This window comes from Citreimonas sp. (assembly GCF_042096055.1).
Lineage (GTDB): Bacteria > Pseudomonadota > Alphaproteobacteria > Rhodobacterales > Rhodobacteraceae > Citreimonas.
Window position 1 is genome coordinate 1 of record NZ_JBELMH010000144.1, and the last position, 4,388, is coordinate 4,388.

At 69.5% G+C, this 4,388-nt stretch carries 3 protein-coding genes and 1 tRNA gene; 1 reads left to right on the forward strand and 3 read right to left on the reverse strand.

The genetic code is table 11. The annotated features are described in order from the left end of the window. Positions 1 to 215: 215 nt before the first annotated feature. The 3 genes from ACFDTC_RS17660 to ACFDTC_RS17670 form a co-directional block, all read right to left on the reverse strand. Positions 216 to 299: transfer RNA gene (locus ACFDTC_RS17660), tRNA-Leu, on the reverse strand. Between the two features lie 43 nt (positions 300 to 342). Next, positions 343 to 885 (reverse strand): tetratricopeptide repeat protein, encoded by a 543-nt coding sequence (locus tag ACFDTC_RS17665; protein ID WP_375260189.1) that lies wholly within the window; start codon positions 883 to 885, stop codon positions 343 to 345. Positions 886 to 915: 30 nt separating this feature from the next. Continuing rightward, positions 916 to 1,392, reverse strand: coding sequence for an Lrp/AsnC family transcriptional regulator (locus ACFDTC_RS17670; protein ID WP_375260190.1), 477 nt, complete (start codon positions 1,390 to 1,392; stop codon positions 916 to 918). 104 nt (positions 1,393 to 1,496) lie between these two features. On the opposite strand from ACFDTC_RS17670, the gene putA reads away from it, so the two are divergent. Further along, the coding region (gene putA / locus ACFDTC_RS17675; RefSeq protein WP_375260191.1) for a bifunctional proline dehydrogenase/L-glutamate gamma-semialdehyde dehydrogenase PutA at positions 1,497 to 4,388 on the forward strand (2,892 nt) is incomplete at its 3' end.

Consider the following 4,388-nt stretch of genomic DNA (forward strand, 5'->3'; position numbering starts at 1 on the left):
CCGCCGGTGAGGGGCTATCTACGGATCACCACCAAAACCTGCAAGCAGTTTTTTGAGGGAACCGTCAAAAATCTTAACGCGCTGGATTTATATAGAAGAATCAATATTTTATCCGGCAACCCCCAGCGCCTCGACAGCACGACCCCAAAGCTGACGTAGGAGAAGCACGCGTCGCGATGGGCGTTTCGCCCGAGTCACCCACCCGGGGAAGCGCCTGGTACCCGCGGCCGGACTCGAACCGGCACGGCCGAAGCCTGGGGATTTTAAGTCCCCTGTGTCTACCATTCCACCACGCGGGCGCGGGACCGTTCTGCCTCATGGCGCGGCGTTTGCAAAGAGATGTCACAGATCCCGTTCGGGCACCGGCACCAGCAGCGCGCGTTCGGAAAGCCAGGGGTTGAGCGCGAGCGCCGCGCGCAGCGCAGCCTGCCCTTCCTCGGGACGGCCCAGCGCCATCAACGTCAGCGCGCGGCCCGACAGGGCGCCGACGTGCCGGGGATCGATCTCCAGCGTCCAATCGAGATCGGGCAGGGCCGCGGCATAATCCTCGCGCAGGAAGTTGATGAAGGCGCGCTGGTTGTAGCCCTCGGCGTAGAACGGGCAGTAGCTCACCAACGCGTCGAACCTGTCGAGCGCGCTCAGGTAGTCGAAGGACGACCGCGCCCGCATGCCCTGGTCCAGCATCGCCTGGCTGGGCTCGTCCGGCGCGTCGAGCCACAGCTCCCACAGTTCCCCGTTCAGCGGCCGCGCCGCAGCCTCGTCCGGCGCGGCCTGGATGCGCTGCAGCAGATCCGAGATCGCCGCATCGTGGTCGGGCGCCTCGGGGCAGCCGTCGGCCAGGGCCGGAGACCCCAGAAGCACAAGCGCGAAGACGATCCGTTTCATGCGCCTATCCTGCCCGATCCCCGCCACCGATCAAGTCACATCGCCCAGCCCGTCTTCCTTCACCGCCTCCATCGCCACGTAGGTCGAGGTCGACGCCACCCCCGGCAGGGTCGAGATCCGCTCGGCCAGCACGCGGCGATAGGCGCGCATGTCCGCGGTGCGCACCTTCAGCAGGTAGTCGAAATTGCCGGCGATCAGGTGCGCCTGCTCAATCTCGGCGATTCCCGTCACCGCGGCGTTGAACGCCGCCAGCGCCTGCTCGCCCGTGTCGCTCAACTTCACCTCGACGAAGGCCACGTGGTCCAGCCCCAGCCGGATCGGGTCGACGATGGCGCGATAGCCGCGCACGACGCCCGCCTCTTCCAGCCGCCGCAGCCGCGCCTGCGTGGGCGACTTGGACAACCCGATGCGGCGCGCCAGCTCGGTGATCGACACACGCCCCTCGGCCGCCAGCACCGCCAGAATCGCCCGATCGAAGCGGTCCAGCCCGCTTGGGTCCGTTTGCATCGCGTCACACCTGTTTTTCGGGCGAACGGCCCGCATGTGATGTCATTATAAGGCGGACCGGCTTCCCGTCACGCCGTAAACTGCCCCGAAAGACGGAGAGAGCCATGCCCCGGGACACCGAGACCGATCTGCGCGCGCGCATCGACGCCGCGACCTACGCCGACGAGGCAGAGACCATCGCCCGCCTGACGGCCGAGGCCGACCTGGGCCCCGACGAGCGGCAGGCCATTCAGCACCGCGCGGCGCAGCTGGTCAAGGAGATCCGCGGCGCCACCCGCCCCGGTCTGATGGAGGTCTTCCTCGCGGAATACGGCCTGTCGACCGACGAGGGCATCGCGCTCATGTGCCTGGCCGAGGCGCTGCTGCGCGTGCCCGATGCCGACACGATCGACGCGCTGATCGAGGACAAGATCGCGCCCTCGGACTGGGGCAAGCACATGGGGCACTCGACGTCGCCGCTGGTCAACGCCTCGACCTGGGCGCTGATGCTGACCGGCAAGGTTCTGGACGACCGCGACCAGAGCCCGGTCAGACACCTGCGCGGCGCCATCCGCCGCCTGGGCGAGCCGGTGATCCGCACAGCCGTCGGCCGCGCCATGCGAGAGATGGGCGCGCAGTTCGTGCTGGGCGAGACGATCCAGTCCGCGATGAAGCGCGGGCAGGCGCAAGAGGCCAAGGGCTACACCTATTCCTACGACATGCTGGGCGAGGCCGCCCGGACCGAAGGCGACGCCCGCCGCTACCACCTGTCCTACAGCCGCGCGATCGGCGCCATCGCCGAGGCCGCAACCGGCAACGACATCCGCACCAACCCCGGCATCTCGGTCAAGCTGTCCGCGCTCTACCCGCGCTACGACCAGCTGCACGCCGGGGCCGCGAAGGAAACGCTGGTGCCGCGCCTGCGCACGCTGTGCCAGCTGGCGCGCAGCGCGGGCATCGGCCTCAACATCGACGCCGAAGAGGCCGACCGCCTGTCGCTGTCGCTCGACGTGATCGAGGAGGTCGTGTCGGAGCCGTCGCTGAAGGGCTGGGACGGCTTCGGCATCGTCGTGCAGGCTTACGGGCAGCGCGCCGGGCACGTGATCGACTGGCTGCACGACCTCGCCCAGCGACTCGACCGGCGCTTCATGGTGCGGCTGGTCAAGGGTGCCTACTGGGACACCGAGATCAAGCGCGCGCAGGTCGCGGGCATCGACGGCTTCCCGGTCTTCACCTCGAAATGGGCCACCGACGTCTCGTACATCGCCAACGCGCGCAAGCTGCTGGGCATGACCGACCGGATCTATCCGCAATTCGCCACGCACAACGCGCACACCGTCGCCGCGGTGGTCCGGATGGCCGACGCGATGGGCAAGGACCCCGCCGATTACGAATTCCAGCGCCTGCACGGCATGGGCGAGACGCTGCACGACATCGTCCGCCAGAAAGAGGGCACGCGCTGCCGCATCTACGCCCCCGTTGGCGCGCATCGCGACCTGCTGGCCTACCTCGTGCGGCGGCTGCTCGAGAACGGCGCCAATTCCAGCTTCGTCAACCAGATCGTGGACGAGGACGTCCCCCCCGAGGAGGTCGCCGCCGATCCGTTCGACGCGCTGGCGCACGAGAAAGCGCGCACATTGACCGCCGGGCCGGACCTGTTCCGCCCCGAACGCGCGAACTCGAAGGGGTTCGATCTGCGCGACCGCCCCGAGGCCGCCGCGCTGGATGCGGCGCGCGCCGTGTTCCGCGACCACCGCTGGACCGCCACCCCCCTGCTGGCTTGCAAGGCACCCGCGGGCGAGACGACCGAGATGCGCAGCCCCTCGGACCCCGCGGACCTGGTCGGCCACGTGACCTGGGCGAGCGCCGAGACGGTCGCCGCCGCGGCCGGTGCGGCGCAGCCGTGGGACGCCGACGCGGACACCCGCGCCGAGACGCTGAACCGCGCCGCCGACCTCTACGAGCAGCATTTCGGCGAGATCTTCGCCCTGCTGCACCGCGAGGCCGGAAAGACGCCGCTCGACGCGGTGGCCGAGCTGCGCGAGGCCGTCGATTTCCTGCGCTACTACGGCGCCCGGGCCGACGGCGCGCCGCCGCGCGGCACCTTCGCCTGCATCTCGCCGTGGAACTTCCCTCTGGCGATCTTCACCGGTCAGGTCGCAGCAGCCTTGGCCGCCGGCAACGCCGTGCTGGCCAAGCCCGCGCAGCAGACGCCGCTGATCGCGCACCGCGCGGTGGAGCTGCTGCACGAGGCCGGCGTGCCCCGCGCGGCGCTGCAATCCCTGCCGGGCGCGGGCGACGTGGGCGCGGCGCTCACCGCGACGCCGGGCGTCGACGGCGTGGCCTTCACCGGCTCGACAGACACCGCCCGCCTGATCCACCGCGCGATGGCCGACAATCTAGACCCCGGCGCGCCGCTGATCGCCGAGACGGGCGGGCTGAACGCGATGATCGTCGATTCGACCGCCCTGCCCGAACAGGCGGTGCAGGCGATCGTCGAATCCGCCTTCCAGTCCGCGGGTCAGCGCTGCTCGGCCCTGCGCTGTCTCTACGTGCAAGAGGACATCGCCGAGGATTTCCTCAAGATGCTCCAAGGCGCGATGGACGCGCTGGTGATGGGCGCGCCGTGGCGCTTCGACTGCGACCTTGGCCCTGTCATCGACGCCGACGCCAAGGCCAGGATCATGGCCCACGTGGCGCAGGCCCAGGCCGACGGCCGCGTCCTGCGCACCTATCCCACGCCCGACCACGGCCACTACGTCGCGCCGACGCTGATCCGCGTGGGCGGCATCAAGGAGCTCGAACAGGAGATCTTCGGCCCGGTCCTGCACGTCGCCACCTTCAAGGCGCGCGACATCGACCGGGTGATCGACGCGATCAACGCCACCGGCTACGGGCTGACCTTCGGGCTGCAGACCCGCATCGACGACCGCGTGCAGCACGTGACCGAACGCGTCCACGCCGGCAACCTCTACGTCAACCGCAACCAGATCGGCGCCATCGTCGGCTCCCAGCCC

Coding starts and splice junctions, on each gene's coding strand:
- ACFDTC_RS17665 (WP_375260189.1), bottom strand. CDS start 885: ATGAAACGGATCGTCTTCGCGCTTGTGCTTCTGGGGTCTCCGGCCCTG.
- ACFDTC_RS17670 (WP_375260190.1), bottom strand. CDS start 1,392: ATGCAAACGGACCCAAGCGGGCTGGACCGCTTCGATCGGGCGATTCTG.